At 45.6% G+C, this 17,403-nt stretch carries 19 protein-coding genes, 1 tRNA gene and 2 riboswitches; of the genes, 5 read left to right on the forward strand and 15 right to left on the reverse strand.

Going from position 1 to position 17,403, the window contains the following annotated elements; translation table 11 throughout:
* Nucleotide 1: 1 nt before the first annotated feature.
* Nucleotides 2–1,537 (reverse strand): UDP-N-acetylmuramoyl-L-alanyl-D-glutamate--2,6-diaminopimelate ligase, encoded by a 1,536-nt coding sequence (locus tag JUE95_RS08645; RefSeq protein WP_203650745.1) that lies wholly within the window; start codon nt 1,535–1,537, stop codon nt 2–4.
* Nucleotides 1,538–1,639: 102 nt separating this feature from the next.
* A complete protein-coding gene (asnB, locus tag JUE95_RS08650; protein ID WP_203650747.1) occupies nt 1,640–3,544 on the reverse strand; it encodes an asparagine synthase (glutamine-hydrolyzing) in 1,905 nt (634 codons plus the stop codon).
* A 238-nt stretch (nt 3,545–3,782) separates the two neighbouring features.
* Between asnB and JUE95_RS08655 the strand changes: the two genes are divergently transcribed.
* Together JUE95_RS08655 and JUE95_RS08660 are read left to right on the forward strand one after the other, a co-directional pair.
* The gene (locus tag JUE95_RS08655) at nt 3,783–4,019 is read left to right on the forward strand and encodes a hypothetical protein (protein ID WP_203650749.1); all 237 of its coding nucleotides are present in this window, start codon (nt 3,783–3,785) and stop codon (nt 4,017–4,019) included.
* A 321-nt stretch (nt 4,020–4,340) separates the two neighbouring features.
* Complete coding sequence (locus JUE95_RS08660; protein ID WP_203650751.1) at nt 4,341–5,588, forward strand: MFS transporter; 1,248 nt, start codon at nt 4,341–4,343, stop codon at nt 5,586–5,588.
* Between the two features lie 2 nt (nt 5,589–5,590).
* Here JUE95_RS08660 and JUE95_RS08665 read toward each other — a convergent pair whose 3' ends face one another.
* The 13 genes from JUE95_RS08665 to JUE95_RS08725 form a co-directional block, all read right to left on the reverse strand.
* Complete coding sequence (locus JUE95_RS08665; RefSeq protein WP_203650752.1) at nt 5,591–5,854, reverse strand: hypothetical protein; 264 nt, start codon at nt 5,852–5,854, stop codon at nt 5,591–5,593.
* 1 nt (nt 5,855) lies between these two features.
* Nucleotides 5,856–6,251: a hypothetical protein gene (locus JUE95_RS08670; RefSeq protein WP_203650754.1), complete on the reverse strand. Its 396-nt coding sequence runs from the start codon at nt 6,249–6,251 to the stop codon at nt 5,856–5,858.
* Nucleotides 6,232–6,447: a hypothetical protein gene (locus JUE95_RS08675; RefSeq protein ID WP_203650761.1), complete on the reverse strand. Its 216-nt coding sequence runs from the start codon at nt 6,445–6,447 to the stop codon at nt 6,232–6,234. The genes JUE95_RS08670 and JUE95_RS08675 overlap by 20 nt, the downstream gene beginning before the upstream one ends.
* A gap of 111 nt (nt 6,448–6,558) precedes the next feature.
* On the reverse strand, nt 6,559–7,467 hold the full coding sequence (locus JUE95_RS08680; protein WP_203650763.1) for a helix-turn-helix domain-containing protein: 909 nt from the start codon (nt 7,465–7,467) through the stop codon (nt 6,559–6,561).
* Between the two features lie 24 nt (nt 7,468–7,491).
* Entirely contained in the window at nt 7,492–7,824 is a 333-nt protein-coding gene (locus tag JUE95_RS08685) for a metal-sulfur cluster assembly factor (protein WP_203650764.1), read from the reverse strand.
* 234 nt (nt 7,825–8,058) lie between these two features.
* Nucleotides 8,059–9,036: a polyprenyl synthetase family protein gene (locus JUE95_RS08690; RefSeq protein WP_203650765.1), complete on the reverse strand. Its 978-nt coding sequence runs from the start codon at nt 9,034–9,036 to the stop codon at nt 8,059–8,061.
* A 176-nt stretch (nt 9,037–9,212) separates the two neighbouring features.
* On the reverse strand, nt 9,213–9,563 hold the full coding sequence (locus JUE95_RS08695; protein WP_203650766.1) for a hypothetical protein: 351 nt from the start codon (nt 9,561–9,563) through the stop codon (nt 9,213–9,215).
* Between the two features lie 86 nt (nt 9,564–9,649).
* Nucleotides 9,650–10,207 (reverse strand): ECF transporter S component, encoded by a 558-nt coding sequence (locus JUE95_RS08700; protein ID WP_203650767.1) that lies wholly within the window; start codon nt 10,205–10,207, stop codon nt 9,650–9,652.
* Nucleotides 10,208–10,224: 17 nt separating this feature from the next.
* A complete protein-coding gene (locus JUE95_RS08705; protein WP_203650768.1) occupies nt 10,225–11,499 on the reverse strand; it encodes an acetylornithine deacetylase in 1,275 nt (424 codons plus the stop codon).
* Nucleotides 11,500–11,587: 88 nt separating this feature from the next.
* Nucleotides 11,588–11,687, reverse strand: a riboswitch (TPP riboswitch).
* 88 nt (nt 11,688–11,775) lie between these two features.
* On the reverse strand, nt 11,776–12,333 hold the full coding sequence (locus JUE95_RS08710; protein ID WP_203650769.1) for an ECF transporter S component: 558 nt from the start codon (nt 12,331–12,333) through the stop codon (nt 11,776–11,778).
* Nucleotides 12,334–12,567: 234 nt separating this feature from the next.
* Nucleotides 12,568–12,665: riboswitch (TPP riboswitch) on the reverse strand.
* A gap of 81 nt (nt 12,666–12,746) precedes the next feature.
* Complete coding sequence (locus tag JUE95_RS08715; RefSeq protein WP_203650771.1) at nt 12,747–13,637, reverse strand: polysaccharide deacetylase family protein; 891 nt, start codon at nt 13,635–13,637, stop codon at nt 12,747–12,749.
* On the reverse strand, nt 13,618–13,923 hold the full coding sequence (locus JUE95_RS08720; RefSeq protein WP_203650773.1) for a hypothetical protein: 306 nt from the start codon (nt 13,921–13,923) through the stop codon (nt 13,618–13,620). Before JUE95_RS08720 ends, JUE95_RS08715 begins: the two co-directional genes overlap by 20 nt.
* Nucleotides 13,924–13,925: 2 nt before the next feature.
* A complete protein-coding gene (locus JUE95_RS08725; RefSeq protein ID WP_203650775.1) occupies nt 13,926–15,140 on the reverse strand; it encodes a glycosyltransferase in 1,215 nt (404 codons plus the stop codon).
* Nucleotides 15,141–15,526: 386 nt separating this feature from the next.
* On the opposite strand from JUE95_RS08725, the gene JUE95_RS08730 reads away from it, so the two are divergent.
* The 3 genes from JUE95_RS08730 (at nt 15,527) to JUE95_RS08740 (ending at nt 17,091) form a co-directional block, all read left to right on the forward strand.
* The gene (locus tag JUE95_RS08730; RefSeq protein WP_203650777.1) at nt 15,527–16,213 is read left to right on the forward strand and encodes a DUF3862 domain-containing protein; all 687 of its coding nucleotides are present in this window, start codon (nt 15,527–15,529) and stop codon (nt 16,211–16,213) included.
* 87 nt (nt 16,214–16,300) lie between these two features.
* Nucleotides 16,301–16,384 (forward strand) — tRNA-Leu (locus JUE95_RS08735).
* A gap of 269 nt (nt 16,385–16,653) precedes the next feature.
* Nucleotides 16,654–17,091: a TM2 domain-containing protein gene (locus JUE95_RS08740; protein WP_203650779.1), complete on the forward strand. Its 438-nt coding sequence runs from the start codon at nt 16,654–16,656 to the stop codon at nt 17,089–17,091.
* Nucleotides 17,092–17,403: the final 312 nt, after the last annotated feature.

A 17,403-nucleotide genomic window follows, 5' to 3' on the forward strand; every position in this document is an offset into this window, starting at 1 on the left:
TCTACAATTCCTCCACAGCGTTTTTTGCAATCGTAACATCGGTTGGGTATGGCGTGTTGACACCATTGACCTTCTGGAAAGCATCTTCACCCTTACCAGCAAGCACGACGATGTCGTCTTTCGTGCTCATCTTGATCGCCGTTTCAATAGCGGTTTTACGATCCATGACGTATTGCACTTTGACGCAGGAATGATCAATGTGCGCGTCAATTTCTTCGGCAATCTTCTTGGGATCTTCATAAGCGGGATCATCCGTGGTTAAAATGGCCACGTCAGCTTCCTCGCTAAGCGCTTTACCAAAGCCTTTGCGCCGGGAAACGCCTTTGTTGCCAGTACTGCCAATGACCACGATCACTCGACCAGCACCCGTTTGAACCCGCAAGAAGCTCAGTAAAGCCTTCAAGCTGCCATAGTTATGAGCGTAGTCGATGTAAATCGTCCCGTGATCCTTGCTGGTCACCATTTCCATCCGGCCAGGAACGTGAACATCCGTCAATGCCGTTTTAGCGTCGTCATAACTGGCTCCGGACAGCGCGCTGGCAATGATAGCACTAGCGGCGTTGCTTTCGTTAAAGTCGCCAGGAACGTGCAGTTCGTAGCTGCCATCAATGGCTAACTGCTTGGCCTTTTCGGATACCGCCGTGACTTGGAAATCGGACTGATGCAGCGTTTCGTTGGTGTTTTTAAAGGTCACATCAAGGTCTAACGGCATCTGCAGCTTGGCACCTTCTCGAGCGTAAAGGTAAATATTTTCCGGCTGAGTCGTGGTTTTAGCTGCGTAATACACGTCCGCTAAATGATCCGTTTCGGCGTTAATGATGCAGGTTTCGGCGTTCACCAGCAACTGTTCCTTGCAGTGCAAATAGTCCGCGAAAGTTGGGTGCTCATTTTCACCAATGTGATCCGGTGAAATATTGAGGAAAATACCAACGTTATACTTCAGGCCGTAAACCCGGTTTTTCTTATAAGCTTGCGAAGACACTTCCATAACCAAGTGGGTCATCCCGTTATCCACAGCGTGGCGCATATCATGAAAGAGATCCAGCGATTCAGGGGTGGTTAAGTCCGACTTAAATCGGTCCTCAGGGGCATTCCCCACGATCCGGTCAATGGTTGAAAATAGCGCTACCCGGTCGTGGGTATGAGCTTGTTCGATACCATAAGTGAAGTACGCTGATGTCGTTTTTCCCTTAGTCCCCGTGAAGGCAATAATAAAGAGGTCATTTTGAGGATACCCGTAAAAAGCAGCGCCTAACAATGACATGGCTTTTTGAATATTAGTCACGATAATGCTGGTTAGTCCCTGGCCTTCTTCGTAGCGGGTCTCAGACACGTATGCTGTGGCTCCTGCTTTTTTAGCGCCGAGTAAATAAGCTGGTTTGAAGTTCCCCTTACAGAAGAATAAGGTATCGGGTTTAACCGTTTGCGAATTGTAGTTCACATGCTGAAATGTTTGCTTGGAATCAGCTACTGTGACCGTTTTTAATAAATCATGTTCATCTAATAAAGTCACCACTTGGGTGATATCAAGTGACACAATCTTTCATCTCCAATTAATTGAGGCTTAAAATCTATTATTTCACCATTTTATCCAAAAAGAAACCGACATTTCAGCCGGTTTCATATGGAAAATTGCAGTTTAGTTAGCAACTGGAATCTTGTCGATATCTGTACGACGAACTTTGCTGATCGTATCTGCAGACGTATCCTCTGGGAAGTAAACTTCGTACCAAAGAATAAAGGTGTAGATAGTGAAGATCTTTTGCATCGATGACTTACCATTGATGTGTTCTTTTAAAATCTCCATTAAGGCATCCGTGTTAAAGAACTTCTTAGCAACGTCAGAGGTAAATGCCTCTTCGATCCGCTTACGGTACTTATCTTCCTTGATCCAGCTAGCAATTGGGGATGGGAAGCCCATCTTTTCCTTCTTAGCAACCCGTTCTGGCAGTTCAGCCAAAGCAGCAGTCCGCAGAGAAACCTTGGTTTCGGTACCGCGAATCCGCGTCTTAATTGGCATGGTAGCAGCAAACTTAGCCACTTCTTTATCAACCAGCGGTGTCCGGACTTCAAGGGAGTTACACATACTCATCCGATCAGCCTTGTGCAGGATGTCGTACGGCAGCCACGTGTTAATGTCAAAATACTGCATTTGAGTCATTTCATCTTTGCCTTTAACATCGTCAAAGATATGCTTCGTGTATTCACCAGCATCACGGTTCAAATCAGGGTTCTTCAAGATCTTCTCGCGATCATGGTAATCAAAGACGTAGTTTACCCGGTAGTAACGTTCGCTCAGTGGCTCTGCACCACGAACTAAGAACCGACGGCCGTGGAATCTTGGTAAGTTAACCACGGCTTTAGCCAGGCCCTTACGGACAAATCCTGGCACGTATTTCTGGTAACGTTCGAATGGCTTAGCTTCCAAATAAGTGTTGTAGCCGCCGAAGAACTCATCGGCACCTTCACCAGAAAGCGCAACCTTCACCTGCTTACGGGTACCCTTTGACAGGTAGTAAAGCTGCATCGCTGAAGGGTTAGATAACGGTTCATCCATGTAGTACATGATAGTTGGCAAAATGTCGAAGTAGTCATCACCCGTCATGGTCAACGGTGTGTTTTCCTGATGAATTTCCTTAGCAAATTCGGTTGACCAGCTCAGTTCACTGTACTTAGAGTTATGGAACCCTAATGAGAATGACTTGATTGGCTTCAGCTTTGCGGCTTCGTTCAATACGTAACTGGAATCGATCCCGCTTGATAAGAAACTGCCGACTTCAACATCGGCGATCATATGCGCATCAACGGAATCGTCGACAATCTTACGAATCTTCTTAGCGTCGCCTTCGATAGTTTGGTTCTCATCGATATTGTCATAACTAAACTTGTAATATTCATGGGTTTCAGTGTGACCGTCCGCCTTATGAATAAAGTAGTGACCAGGCATCAGCTTGAAGACATTCTTGAACATCGTATCCTTTGAAGGAATAAATTCGAAGCTTAAGTGAATGGCCAATAAGTCTTCATTAAATTCCTTTTTAAAGTTAGGGTGCTCCAAGAAAGCCTTAATTTCGGAAGCCCAAAGGAATGTCTTGCCATCATCATAGTAATACAGTGGCTTGATACCGAAGTGGTCACGGGCACCAAAGACGTCACCGGTTTTAGAATCGTAAATAGCAAAGGCAAACATGCCCCGTAAATGCTGGAGCAGATCTGGACCCCAGGCATCGTAACCGTGAATCAGGACTTCTGAGTCAACGTCCGTCCGGAATTCGTAGCCTAAATCCTGCAGGTCTTTACGAATATCTTTATAGTTATAAATTTCACCGTTAAAAGTTAAAACTTTAGTTTGATCCTGGTTATACATGGGTTGCTTACCATGCGCAAGGTCAATGATTGATAAACGACGAAAGCCCATTGAGACCTTGTCATCATTAAAGTAAGCTTCATCATCAGGTCCACGATGACGAATACGGTTGGCCATCTTCACGATCGTATCGCTAGGCACATCTGTCTGGTTGACATAACCAACAAATCCACACATGTTGTAATCCCCTTTTTAACATTTATTTACCGTTTCACGCGGCGCAATCTGTGCGCCAATCTCACGACTCGAACGATCAGTGAAAGATGTTACAAGACGTAATTCAAAACACTGTACATTTTATCAAAAAAATCGCTGTAATACTAGGAAACATCGTGCCTTATAACGTTTTCTTTAAACTCGCCTCGTGTAAGCGTTTGCGGTATAATGTAATTGAACCATGAATGGAGTGATTTTAATGGACAATCTTATATTTTTCAACCCCGGTGATTCAATTGCCAATTTTCACGACTACGACGAAGCAGTAAGGAGTGCCCAAATCTACCGCCAGAATCACGTTCAAGATGGTCACGTCCTGGTTGTTAAGGGTATGGAAAGTCAAAAACAATTTGATATTTTCCTATCAGATAATGAAATTACTCATGACAACGAGCTGGGCAATTCAAAACCGTATAAGGTGTCAAAAAAATTCTAGGTGCGTAAGTGAGCGCTTAAAGAGCGAAATGTAATCATGAAGCGGCGGAAGCCCCTGATTTTTGGGGATTCTGTCGCTTTATGGTTACATGCAGCTCTTTGCTCACTGAAGCCCGATATAAGTGCGGAAGCAGGCGCTTAGAGAGCGAAATGTAAGTGAAAAGCAGCAGAACCCCCGCACTTGGGGTTTTGCTGTTTTTCGCTTGCATGCAGCTCTCTGCCTGCTGGAGCCGGATACCACTTCTGTGATATAACTGAAGCAACATTTTTAAACACATTAAAATTTATTGCCTTCATTCCAAATTACTAATTCTGAAAGCGAATGGTCAACTTGAACATTCTACGCAGCACTTGTTCTTCACTTCGAAATCGTAACTTTCGTTATTTCTGGTTCGGTCAAATCATCTCAGTGATGGGCACCTGGGTTCAGCGGACCGCCCAAACTTGGCTGGTATACCAAATGACCAACTCAGCTTTTCTAGTTGGCCTTTTGACCGCCTGCCAATTCATTCCCATTTTGTTGCTGACGCTCATCGCCGGTACCGTCATTGACCGCCATCCCAAAAAGTTAATTCTCCTCACCACCCAAACTGGGTTCTTGATTCTGGGTGTCGCCATGACCATCTTGGTCTACGCTAAAATTGTCCAGTACTGGGAGATCTTGTTAATTGCCATCATCTACGGCTGTCTGCAAAGCTTCGACACGCCAACCCGGCAATCCTACGTGGTGGAATTAGTGGGTCAAAAAGACTTGATGAACGGTATTTCACTGAACTCCACCCTGTTTAACCTAGCCAAAATTGCCGGTCCATCCCTAGCCGGTATTTTAATGGTCAAATTCAGCATTGGCTTCTGCTTTCTGATCAACTCCATTAGTTATCTGGCGGTTTTGCTGGGACTATTTCTGATTCGCCAAACGCCAGCACTGATTGTCAATACCAAAGGGCGCCACGTTTGGAAAGACGTCAAGGAAGGTTTGCTCTACGTCTGGCACCACGATGCCGTGCGCATGAGCGCTGAACTCATGATCATTGTCTGCACGTTGAACTATAACAATAATGTCATTATTCCTATTTTCGCGAAAACCGTCCTTAATTCAGGTGCCCAAACCTATGCTAACCTACTGTCCGCCACTGGAATCGGCTCCCTGATTGCGGCTTTCTTGATGAGTTACCTCTCCCGCTTCGGCCTGCAGCGAAACATCTACCTGGCAGTTGGCCTGGGAACGGCTACACTGCAAACCTTAATGATCTTTATTCACAGCTATCCCCTAGCCATCGCCATGATGGTTGCCATCGGTTTTTGCAACATGATTTTTCTGAATCAATCAAATGCCTCGTTCCAATTTTCAATTCCCAACGGTCTTCGTGGCCGGGTAATGAGCATCTATGTGCTGCTCAACCAGGGTACTACCCCCATTGGCAGCCTTTACGTAGGCAGTATGATGGACGTCTTTTCTGGTGCATGGGGCTTTCCATCTTGCGGCATTTTGGCAATATTGCTGCTGATCCCAGTCCTGTATTTGAACCGAAACTTAGTTCAGCAGTGGTTGCATCCTACTCACCTTTAAGCCTATTTCCTAGTACCACCAGGCTGCTTCGCATAAGGCAGTGTCATGCTCTTCCCGTTTGACTGAATATCCAGAAAATGATCCTGATCATGCCGCACGAAAGTAACGGGTGGCTGAACGCTGAGCTGAGCGTACTCACTGGTCAGTGAAACGAGCTCTTCGCCGCTAGCGGACAGCTGATACCCAATGCTATCGAAGAACAGTTTAATCTCTGCTTTTCGTTGCCGTAAGTGCAATTCTGCAACGTCGCCGATGAGCAATTGCATGTTATTCAATCCCCTTTTCTGGTGACTTATCTTCAATGTAGTCAATTGCTTCTAATAGATGATCTTTAAACCCTATCAAATCGTAATACGCCATGGACTTCGACGGGATGGAGACAATCTGGCTTGATAAATTCAGCAACACCTGCAAATAACGCCGGTGCAGCCGCTGAGACGCCATTGGTTCACGCCTGGACAGCTTCTGATTTGCCTGATAACTGTCCCGAATTGCCAGCCGCAACCGGCGATTTTCCTGAATGACGGCTTCAAAGTCGCTCTGCTTGCGCACCGCTTCTTCCACGTAAGTGATCTGCCAGTGCCATTGCTGCAGCTGAATCAAAATTGCCTGCTTGGCGCTTTGGTAATCACTGAAATCAACCTTACTTTTTTCGGTTGGCAAGAGCTTGCTTTCCCTTTTCCGTGAGCCCGTTAATGTACGGCTCAGCGTCAATATAACCAGCATCGATCAGGGGCTGCGGATCACCGCCAATCACGTTGTCACAGTAGTCCACAAAGTGCCGTGGACTGGTTCCAGGCTCCACCTTACCCGAAGCGATTGCATCTAAAATATTATAATCTGTATCCGTTAATTCCATGATAGATTCCTCCAATTAATTTTAAACCGAGAATAGTCTTGTTCCGGGTGTTTCGCAAGCATTTACACACAAAACGCATGTTGCAGCAATTTTACTGCAACATGCGTTTTATTACGGCGTTAAATCAGCCAAAGATTCGCCCTTTTCGTAACGGGTATTCAAAGCGGCTGCCTTAACTTCAATCACTTGATTATCGTTGATGCGGGCAAAAGCCAGCACCTCGTTGATCAAACGGTCAACGACTTCTTTATCCTGTTTTTCTTCAATGGCGTTTTTCGCAGCCAGAAACTTCAGCCGTGGCAAGAAGTAGGTCACGTGGTGTTCCGCACACATGTCCACACCTTTAGCCACCAGTTTTTCACTAGCTTTTAGCTGGCCAACCGAATTATAGTAACTAGCCGTGAAGAAAATCATGGTCAGCAACCGCAAATAGTTGTCACCCACTCGGTTAAAGTACAGTTGTTCGTCCTTCAGCACGTTGCGGATAAACGAATGAACTTTTTTGAAGTAAAAGTTAGCACGGTCCGTCTGCTGCAGCCGGTTATACATCACACCGGAGCCAACGTAGACCAACTGGGTGAAGATGGTTTCGTGGGACTCGTCTAAATCATTTAAGATTTGCGAAAAGTCGTACAAAACCTCTTCCGGCGGCTGATTGATCAGTGCCCCCATGAAACCCCGCAGGTAGTAGAACTGCATCTTTAACAGAATCGAATCCAACTGCTGCTCATCGATAGCAGAGAGGCCCTTCAAAACCCGTTGATAATTTTCCATAATAAGTTCCCGCTCAAGTGAATCCAAATCCACCTTGAGCTGGTTGGCACTGACTTTATTCGATTCGTTCAAGTCATCAATGGTGAGTCCGATCCGCGCGCAGAGCTTTGATAGAATCTTCAGCGATGGCACGTGACCGCCACTTTCAAATTTACTCAGCGTTGATTGGGTGCAGATGCCCTCACACATTCTGACTTGCGAAATATGCAGCGATTTACGTCGCTCAACAAATTTTGCGATATCCATTGAAATCAACCCTATTCTTATTGTTTAACCGTGAATGCCTAATGCGACCTTCGCAAACCGGCTCATCCGGTCAATGCTCCATGCCGGCTCCCAAACCAGATTAATATCACAGCTTTCCACACCGTCAACTGAGGTAACCGCTTCGGTAATTGAATCGTTCAGTAGATTGCCCAGTGGACAGCCCATGGTGGTTAAGGTCATGGTGATCACACAGTGGCCCTTCTCATCAACCTTGATATCATAGATCAAACCGAGATTGACCATATCGATGCCTAATTCTGGGTCGATTACATCTTCCAGTGCTGCCATGACTTTGTTTTCAAGTGGTGAAAATTCCTTTTCAGCTTCTTCAGACATATGCAATACCTCCTCATGATCGTAGAACGGGCTTGCTCTGCCAGTGATAGCGATTACTGCAGGCGTGTCAATCAATCATTCTTCTGACTTAAATCATACCATAATTACGACAAAATAATGAGGGTTCTGAGTGAAAATTAGTGATATCCCGTAGTCCTAAAACAGCCTGGAAATAGTCGACCAGCCAGATTTACGGTCAAAGTAAACCGCAACCTGGCTGGTCGTTTGTTAACACTATTCGTCTCGTTTTAACAGCATGGCAGTCAAAGTTCTTAAATCGGCTTTGACTGGCTGTTCAGGCAATCGATCAATCAAGTCCAATGCTTCCTGGGTCAGCTTGCTGGCCTCCAACTGGGCCTTTGCGACTCCTTGATACCGCGCTACCAGCTGCTGAACTGTCTGCAGATCAGCAGCGGTCATCTGTGCTTTCTTATTAAGGTACGGCTTAAACGCGCTTCTGGCATCCTTCATCGCCAAAATCAACGGTAAAGAATACACGCCGGATTTGAGATCTTCTAGTACCGGCTTCTGGGTCTTTTGCGACTGACCATTGTAATCAAGAATGTCATCTAGAATTTGATAGGCCTTTCCAATGGTCATCCCGATTTGCCCCGCTAACGCTATAACCTGATCGTCACTGTGACTAAGAACTGCCCCCTGCCGGCAGCTGAGCCAAAACAGTTCGGCGGTTTTGCCACTGATTTCCCGGAAATAATCGTCCTCAGTAACGTTGCGCTTATAGTTCAGTTTCATTTGTTCCAGTTCACCCACCAAAATTTCACGCATGCTTTGGATGTTTAACTGCAGTTCAGCCATGTCATGAGTGGTTTTCAGGACTTCTTTGAAGTAAATGGTGAAGAGGTAATCACCCGCGTAGATGGCGTTACGGGAACCGTAAAGCGTATGGATGGTCGTCACACCGCGGCGCAGCGGTGACTGGTCAATAACGTCATCATGAATCAGCGTTGCAACGTGCAGTAACTCCAAAGCGGCTGCTCCTGCCCGCAGCACGTCATCATCATGCTGATCGCCGAATTCACTGAACAGGTAGAAGAAGCCAGGCCGCAATAGTTTACCACCCGACTGCAGCAACGCTAATATTTGATCGTGAATGGGTTGATTTGGCAATTTGACTGCTTCCACGATGTACGGCTGAAGCGCTTTTAATTCCGTCTCAACTTGTGGAAATTGACGCCAAAGCTTGTGAACCATGTGTTGCCACTCCCCTGCTTAAAATTACTCGTACTCCTGACGGGCGAATTATCCCGCTAAAATACCGCTTTAATCATGTTACCACATGATTGAGAAGGAATGAATCATTAGCTTCCAATTCGAACGATAAAAGACCCGTTTAAGTTTGCCGCTTAAACGAGCCTCAATAATAACGTTTACGCTGAAAGTGCCTTGATCTGATCTAACACACTTAACAACTGTTTTTCTGCCTGCTCATAGTCATCAATTTGATCACCAAACTGCTGGTTGAACCCATCCAGGCCGCCGGCAACAAAGGCATATTCGTACTGATAAACTTTCTGATAGGCAGCCGTCAGCTCAGCTAGTAATTCCAGTTGTGCTGGATCAGCCAGTTGCAGCGCAAACTGAATCATCCGCAGATCCGTGTACCCTAATTCGAACTGAATCGCCCAGGCACGTATAAAGGCGTGCTGAGCTTGAATATGCAAAAAATGATGTTCCGTATTCCAAGCTAACCGTGCAATTGAATCGTCGATTTTTAACATGTTCACTCCTCCAAAGAATGTGGCATTGGTTTAACAACGCCTAAAAAATACTCAATTTGGCGGACAGAAGCAACTAACTGCACTTACTATTTTTCCGGTCCCAGATGACGTAAAGCGTGAGCGCGATCCAACAGTTTAAAAATACTGTGAACTAACACCGCACCAAAAAAGATAACGGAAAGCAGCCGGACTGCGAATAACGCGATGATCATCCAGATGGTGTAGTGGGTGTACCCCAGCTTAAAGACTTCATAGGTGAATGCCACAATGGTGGTCGTTAGTGCTGAAGTCAGGAGGCTTACCCAGCCCCAGTTCTTGTAACGCCAAACAGCGAAGCCAAGTTCACTGCCGACTCCCTGCACGATACCGGAAAGCAGCGCGGCAATCCCGAAGGTCCCGCCAAACACCACCTCGGCAGCTGCACCTAATACTTCACCAACGATTGCGGCTCCCGGAATCCGGGTTAAGTAAATTGCTAATGGGCCAGCCATAATCCAAAGACCGAATAAAATTTCGTTAGCAAACGGGCCAACAGCCACTGACAGCACGTTGTACAAGTAATCAGTGCCCACAAAAATAGCACCAAAGATCAGTGCAATCATAGTTATTAAAATAATATCCTGGAGATGAAATTGTTTTTTCATTGGAAAAGATCCTTTCATTATTTAGGCTGAGCGCACCAGTTCAGTACGAAATCAGCGATGATTTTAGTGTAGTCCAGCAACTGAGACATCCGGACCATTTCGTTGTCGCTATGCGCCTGTTCCATTTCGCCGGGGCCGTACGTTACTGCTGGAATGTGGTAAAAATCAAACCAGCCACCGTCCGATACGGATGTGGACATATTGATGGCGGGCTGTACTCCCAGCTGGCGTTGATGGCTCTGTTTCAGCAGCAGCACTGCCGGTAATGTCTTATCGATAGCCAGTGGCGGAAAAATTTCTCCCTTATCTACCAGCATGGAATCACCGCCCCAGCTAAAGGTCGGCAACATATCCTTTAACCAGGGGTCCGCCTTGGCCGCTGCTGTGACGGCTGCCTCAATCTCATGCGTCACGCCATCGATGGTTTCGTCCGGGTAAAAATGAACCGTGATCCACAATCGGCACTCGTTGGCCACGAACGCCGGGTGAATCCCGCCTTCAATATATGCTGGATTGATGGTATTCGTCCCTGCTGGAAAGCCCGGGTACTGCTTGGTAACCGCCCAATAATGCTCCAGCTTTTGCAAAGCTTCAATCACCACGGGCATTTTTTCAACCATACTGGCCGCCTTCAAACCGCCGCCAGCCCGCATCATATTCACGCGGTTGCCGTCGTGATACGTGTGGGGGCTTTTCAGTGTGATCCAGCCGGTCACTACGCCGCCTTGGCCTTGAAACGCCAGGTTACTGGTATCGCCAACCACCGCGAAATCGGCTGTCTCGCCCTGTGCCAATAAAGTTTTGGTGCCAGCTTCACCGGCTTCTTCACCGACTACCGACTGAAACAATAAGTCCCCCGGCAAATGAATATCTAACTGTTTTAATAACTGAAAGAGGTACAGAAAACACGCAACTGCCCCCTTCATGTCGCTGACGCCACGACCATATAGCTGATCATCTTGCTGAACTAATTGAAACGGGTCCGTTGCCCATTTATCCAAATCAGTCAGCGCCGCCACGTCTACGTGGCCGTTTAACAACAAACTACGATGATTAATGGCGTCCGCGCCAGTTAATTTTCCAGAAACCAGCGCATCCTGCTCATAAAATGGTTGCTGCTTAGCTGCAAACCCCGCCTGTTCCATCTGCTGTTTCACATACGCCTGAATGTCAGCCGTGTTCCTAGCCGGCGGTGAAACCGTCTGAAACGCCACCAGCTGCTGCAAAATTGCCAGCAGACTCGACTTCTGCTCATCGATTGCCCGTTGCAATCGCTGCCGTATATCCGTCATTGCTTCATATCCCTTCATGGTTAACTCAGCCATGAACCTGGGGAAATAAAAAAGACTCTCGAAGCTAGACTTCGAGAGTTTTATTGTGCACACGTTCAATCAGCTTTCCTACGTGAGTCCTAACTCTCAGGTTCAAAGGGTCTGGCAATTGCCATCTCAGCTCAATAAGAGCACCCCTAGCTTGTGTACTTATCATGTCATAATTGGTTGATTAATGCAAGTATTTACGCCAAAATGCTCAAAAAGAAACCGTCTCAATAGACGGCTCCTTAACGCTTATTTTTCTGGTCCCAGATGACGTAAAGCATGAGCACGGTTCAATAGTGCAAAGATACTGTGAACCAGAATTGCCCCGAAGAAAATGATGGAAATCAACCGAACAGAAAAGAGTGCGGCAAGCATCCCAATCGAGTAGCGTGCATAACCTAATCTAAAGAGATCGTATGCAAAAGCAACAATTGTCGTCGTTACGGCTGAGGCTAGCAAACTGCTCCAGCCCCAGTTTTTATAGCGCCAAGCAGCAAAACCAAGTTCAGTCCCAGCACCCTGAATAATTCCTGAAAACAGTATCGAAATACCAAAGGTTCCGCCGAATAGCACTTCCGCAATTGCACCTAGCACTTCACCAACAATTGCAGCCCCCGGAATCCGAGTTAAATAAATTGCTAACGGACCAGCCATGATCCAAATACCGTATAAAATTTCGTTAGCAAACGGTCCAACTGCTAATGATAGCACGTTGTACAAGTAATCAGTTCCCACAAAAATAGCACCAAAGATTAACGCAATAATCGTAATTAAAATAATGTCTTGAATATGAAAATGCTTTTTCATTGTTAGAATCCTTTCATGATTTAGACTATGAACACCACGTCAACATGAATTCAGACCAAATTGTAAAGCAGCCACCTCCCTGTTCACCTGCCATTCCAACTGCTAATCATCGCTTACTTGCTTTATTTGCTATCATATATCCGCTAACGATTTCATGTCCCTTCTTAGTGAACTCAGCCATAAACCTGGGTAAGAAAAAAGCTCTCAAAGCTAGGCTTCGAGGGCTCTGTTGTGCACACATTCAATCAGCTTCCCTACATAAGTACTAACTCTCAGGTTCAAAGGGTCTGGCAATGGCCATCTCAGCTCAAAAAGCACCCCCAGCTTGTATGCTCATCATGTCACAATTAGTTGATTAATGCAAGTATCCGTCCAAAATAACTCAAAAAGAAATCGTGCTGTAAGTCTAACTCCTACTTTTCCAGCCAACGCGCGATACTTGGCCAGCTATCCGTAGTCACAATCATCCGTGGTGCCAGTCGCAAACTGTTCTCACTGGTGACAATACCGTTATTCAACGTGTAAATCACCCGCAGTCGGAACTGGTGAACCAGAAAGTTCTGGACCAGCGGCGTACCGCTACCGTAAGGATAAGTAAAGATTGGCGTTGTGTGCCCGGTCTTTTCTTTCATCACTCTTTGACTGGTAGCGTAGTCCCGAGTGAATTTCGGGTAGTTCCGTTTCAAATTAAAAGCGGGCGTGCCCTTAACCAAGTAGTGCATGTAATTGGTGTGAACACCAAGTTCCATTTTACCATTCTCTGAGTGGTACAGTTTCATGATCTGAGGCCAAGTGGCCAGCTGCTCACCACCGATGTATTGGCCGGTAGAACCAGTGATAATGGAGGCTGTAAATGGGTAGTCATACTGTTTCATGACGGGAGCGGCATTTTCAACCATCGTCCGGTCAATGTCGTCAAACGTTAACACCACGTATTTACCATGAATCGGTTGGTTATTTTTCAACATGTTTACCATTTGCGCCGTTGAAATCACCCTAATATGATGCTGATGCAAGAAGCGCATCTGTTTTCTAAATGCAGAAACGTTCACATTGTAGACGTGCAGCTGATTGTTGGGCGTTAGTGCTTCAACGGTTTTAACCATCTTATCATCGTCGTTTAAAATCCGGTGGTAGCAAAGCACCATGATACCGTTCTTGGTTTTGGCGTCATTGCTTGCTAGCGCATAGTTTTCCCGGGTACCCACTTCGAACTTAACACTCTTGCGAACGTTAACGGCGATCAAACCAACGAACACCACGATAATGATGCTTAACACCCATTTACGCATTGTCTTTGTCATGAGCCGCCGCCTTTCGTTTGAGATTGCGAATATGGATCACCCCGTACACCGCAACGATTCCACCAATGGTAATGATCAAATAACCTAATAATTTATACAGGTGAAACGACAGGTTGAACAGTGAATAGTTCACGACTAAGCCGTCGGAGTACACCCCAAAAATAAAGCACAGGTTGATGGCGAGAACGTAGATTGCCACTGCCCAAAGAATAATCAGCAGGATCATCCGTCGCAACCGTGACCAAAGCGAGGTCTTTTTACGAATAACTAATTTATCTTTATCCATTTTTAGACCCCCCGATCTGGACTTGACCAGGTTCCCTTCCGCTTCGGATCAAGGAAGAAGGAACCCAGCGCCGTGATACAGCTGATCAGGTTAACCACCCAGTAGAACACAAAGTACATTGGCAACAGCAATAGATCCTGCCAGTCAATGTAACCCTGCCGCTGCGAACTGGTAAAGCCGATCACAAACTGAATAATACTGATCAGTGTTAAAACAAACAGCACTCCGCCGTCCAAAATCAACGCGTGCGCAAAGAGCATGGTCAGTACGTATAAAACGATCATGAAAAAGCAGCTTAACGCCCATAAATTACTGACCACCATATCGATCAGCAGCCACTGTTCAGCTAACTTACCGGTAAAGATCAGCTTACGGTTACGAATCAGCACTTCCAACCCGCCACGGGCCCAACGGCGGCGCTGACGAATAAGTGCTTTCATGTGTTCCGGAACCAGGATCCAAGAAACCGCCTGCGGGCAATAGGCCACGCGCCAATGATGTGAATAAAGTTTCCAGGTCATATCAATATCTTCCGTCAATGCTTCAACCGTCCAGCGGTTAACTTCTTTAACTGCTTTTTTCCGGTAGACCACGATCACACCAGAAACCGTTGTGATGTGCCCGGTAATAAAGGCTTGTCCCCGTTTAATAATGTCGATGATCCCAATGTATTCCAACAGCTGCAGACGGCCCAGCAACGTGGTCCGATTACGAACCACCGGCCGACCGGCAACAGCGCCAACGTTGGCATCGTTATAAAATTCCAGCATCATTGGTTTTAACGCATCCTGATCAATGTAAGAATCAGAATCCAAACAAAGCAGGTATTCGCCAGTAGCGCTATCCAGCCCAACGTTTAAGGCGTGAGCTTTCCCGCCATTCTTAACGATGGGCACGATTTTAATTGGAAACTGGCCCTGATACTGTTTCTGTAAATCGTACATGACGGCTAACGTATTATCCGCACTGCCGTCGTCGATTAAAACTAATTCAATTTTTTGATAATCTAAATTCGCAACTGATTCAACAACTTCGTGTAGCGTTGCTTCCTCGTTATGAGCTGGGATCAACACTGATACCAGCTGCTCTGGTTCCCCTTTACCAGGCTTTTTTAAAGGAATTTGACGCTGCTGAATACGAAAAAAGATTGCACCCATGATCCACACCAGTGAAACGATCATCGGGTACAAAACCACAAATCCACTAAGTATATTCATCTAAAAGCTCCCTTGACGATTTTCTCGCCGATAACTGGCAAGTTGTTTGATTGCTTAGTCATAACTATCTAATATGTCCCAAATATGTCAGTTCAGACAACAACTTTCACATTGTACTTACGCAATACAACCCCGTCAAGACTTGTATCCTGACGATAGTTGGTAACACAGCTGGCATAAGTTGGCAATAGCAGTCATGTAACCGCCATCATTTAATCAAATTTAAGAGGTTAAGAATTGCTTAACTTAACGAATATTCTGCTTTGCCAGCTGTTTTCTGACGTGTTTGCTGATTTGAATTCCAATAAGTGATTGGAAAGTTAACGGCCTCAGCTTGCACGCCTAGTTTGAGTATGGGAAGATGTAGTGTAGAAGGAGTAATTATCATGAAAAAGCTTTTAACCGCTGTGATAGCCCTACTTGCTACGGTGTCTTTAGCAGGATGCGGCAACCGATCAACTAAATCATCCACTTCAGCTGCCAAGGTCAATCCGTCAGCTCAACCCGTGAAGAAAACTAAACGGGTTAGAAACCAGTCGTCGATTGATCAAAAGATGCTGACCAAATTTACCCAAGTCAAAACTGGTGATATCACCACAGGTAACGGTGGCAGCTCAAAAGCGCAGGTCTTCGCCGTCATGGGGCAGCCCGATAGGGAATCTAAAGCCACTGAACGGGGAACAGCAAGGGGCTCTAACGTTTATACTTGGACGTTCTCACACCACAACAGCAAGCATACTTATACTGCGATCAGCATCGATATCGTCAAGGGTAAAGCCGTTTCCAAAAACGTCTTCCATATCGGCTCCTCCAATAAAGTGCGGTCCGATGACTATCAGCGGATCAAGAAAGGCAGTCAGCTCGCTAGCGTTAGAAAGCAGCTGGGAATGCCTACCGAGGAAATGGTCATGGGCAGTAAGGGTCCCTACAGTTCTCAGATTCTGATTTATTTAGATCAGGATAACCGGAAAACTTACACCTTCAGTTTCGTTGATCAGCAGTTGAAGAACAAAACTTACTCGACTTCCAAGAACGATTCTTCTTCCTCTCGTAATTTACCAAGTATTGATTAAAATCATTTTGCAAGAAAATGTAAAAAGGTCGCATAAAATTGCTTTACAAAACCACTCATAATAGTGTATGATTATTCCTGTTGTGATGCCCCGGTGGCGGAACTGGCAGACGCGCAGCGTTCAGGTCGCTGTTTGGGTAACCAAGTACAGGTTCGAATCCTGCTCGGGGCATAATAAAGAATACGATTCACAAAAGTATGGGAACATTGTCAAATTCACGTTTGGCGATGTTCCTATTTTTGTTTATTGGGCGATCTATGCCGGTATTTCACTCGTAGCTAAATATTAGTGGTTCACTCACAAAACATGATAGCGAATAAATTCCCCTCATCTACCGATTTGAGTAACCTTAAGTACCTGATTAGTGGTAGATTAAAGTCAGAATATTCAGTCCAAATCCTGATGACTTAAAAAGCTGAAATTCTCTAGGAGCGTTCAATATGAACAATCAGTATTACCGTGATCAACTAACAAACGAAGAATTAATGTTGGTCAATTCCGAAGTTGAAAAGCGAAAGAAGTCTGCCGCTGTAGCTTATCTACTATGCATATTCTTCGGTACGGTCGGCGGTCATCGCTATTACATGAAGAAAATCGGTTCAGCCGTAGCAATGACGTTAATCACCGTCCTTACTTTAGGATTCGGCGTTATCATCACTGGTATCTGGAACATCGTTGACCTATTTTTAATTGGTGGCTGGCTACGGGCAGATCAAGATAACGTTGAGGAAGCCGCCGCAAAAGAAATATTAAGTCGCCGAGCTATTCGTCGCGGAACTGCTGACTCAACCCAAACTGCATCAGGCAGTTCAGCTACGAATTTCGACTCTAACGAACAATCATTCAACGATAAAAACTTCTCGAACGATAATCAATAATTAGGCGCAGTAAAGCTCTGATTTTAAACTAGGGTGGCAAGAGCACATGGTTGTCGGCGGTTCATTCTGATCATGACTACATCGCTAAAATAAGTTATAGCAATCATATTTATACCAAGCTGTGACAAAACTCGGTAGATTCCAGAATTTAACGTGAATAATGCCTATTCCGCGGTTTTTACGGAATGGGCATTATTTGCGTTAAATGGCCGGAATCTGAGTTTTGGAACGCACTTAGACTATATAACCGGATAAAACCGAAGTACAGTCACAACTAATTCGGATTAAGGATTGATTGAAATACTTATCATT

The sequence above is a fragment of the Secundilactobacillus yichangensis genome (assembly GCF_016861565.1).
GTDB lineage: Bacteria > Bacillota > Bacilli > Lactobacillales > Lactobacillaceae > Secundilactobacillus > Secundilactobacillus yichangensis.